Annotated in this window: 1 protein-coding gene; it reads right to left on the bottom strand. The window is 69.8% G+C overall.

The genetic code is table 11. The features are described from left to right. Positions 1-12: 12 nt before the first annotated feature. Positions 13-1,089 carry an IS110 family transposase gene (locus G6038_RS30685; RefSeq protein WP_165042676.1) on the bottom strand — a complete coding sequence of 359 codons (1,077 nt, stop codon included), beginning with the start codon at positions 1,087-1,089 and terminating at the stop codon, positions 13-15. Positions 1,090-1,360 lie beyond the last annotated feature (271 nt).

The following is a 1,360-nucleotide window of genomic DNA, read 5'->3' as shown; positions in this document are numbered from 1 at the left end:
GCGATGATGCTCCTATGTTCCGTCAAGGGGGTTTGGGGTTCCGGTGGTGGTGAGCAGGCGGAAGACTTCGCGGGCTACGGCACGTTTGAGGCAGCGGATGATCTCGCGGGTGCTTTTGCCTTCCGCGGTGCGGCGGGCCATGTAGTCGCGGGTGCGTCGGTCGTGGGCCAGCCGGGTGATGACGATGATGTACAGCGCCCGGTTGGCCTGCCGGTCGCCGCCGCGGTGCAGCCGATGCCGGTGGGTGCGGCCCGAGGACGCCGGGATCGGGGCGACACCGCACAGGTGCGCGAAAGCCGCCTCGTTGCGGATCCGGTGCCGGTTGTCGCCGACGGTGATCAGCAGCTGGGCGGCGGTCTCGACTCCGATACCCATCCGGTCGAGCAGTTCGGGGGCGGTGTGCGCCACCAGGGTCTCGAGATGGGTGTGCAGGGTGCGTTCCTCCTCGGTCAGGTCGAGGATCCGCCGGGCCAGTGACCGCAGCGCGGTCTTGACCGCCGCGGTCGGATCGCCGGGTACGACCGGTCCCGGCCGCAACCCGGCGCAGGTGCTGATCAACGCCGTGTCCGACAGCTCCCGCAGCCCGCCGCGCACCGGCTCGGGTGCGGTGACGAGCATGGCCTTGAGCTGGGCGATCGCCTCGGCGCGTGCCTTGACCGCCGAGCGACGGGCGTTGCGCAGGAATCGGATTGCCTCCACGTCCCCGTCGTGGGTTTTCGGGACGGTGGTGGCGCGTCCGGTCAGTGCCGCGGTCGCGGCGGCATAGGCATCGAGGGGATCGGACTTGCCGTGGGTGCGGCGGGCGTGCCGGTCCGGGCGGTCGACCTCGACGACGTCGAGACCGGCCGCGCGCAGTGCGGTGGTCACACTCGCGCCGTAGCTGCCGGTGCCCTCGACCCCGATGCGGGCGACGGCGCCGACCCCGGCCATCCAGGCGAGCAACTGCCGGTGGCCGGTGCCGGTGGTGGGGAACTCCCGGTCGGTCACACGGCGGCCGAGAGCGTCCACCAGGGCGACATGATGGGTGTGTTTGTGGGTGTCGATGCCGGCGTAGACGGTAAGGCTGACAGCGGCGGGGGTTTCGGTCATGCTGGACACAGGTCATCCCTTCCCACGGTTGGCCACGCACCCGGCCGGGACGGCGGACAGCACTGTGACGGGACTGTTGGTGTCAGGCTCCTATCAGGTCACTCCGCCCGGACCGGTCGCGTGTGTTTCGGGCGTCCCGGTGCGGGCGGGGGTCGACACATCATCGCCAGGACAGTCTCGCGACGTCAGTGACATTCAGGGTCAGACCCCCACCGCACCAGACCTGTCCAGTATCAACCGGACCACTTCATACTCACAGTGACATTCGGCC

Origin of the sequence: Rhodococcus sp. 14C212, assembly GCF_011058195.1 — a bacterium.
In the GTDB taxonomy this organism is placed as follows: domain Bacteria; phylum Actinomycetota; class Actinomycetes; order Mycobacteriales; family Mycobacteriaceae; genus Rhodococcus; species Rhodococcus aetherivorans.
This window is presented reverse-complemented; position numbering and strand designations above follow the sequence as displayed.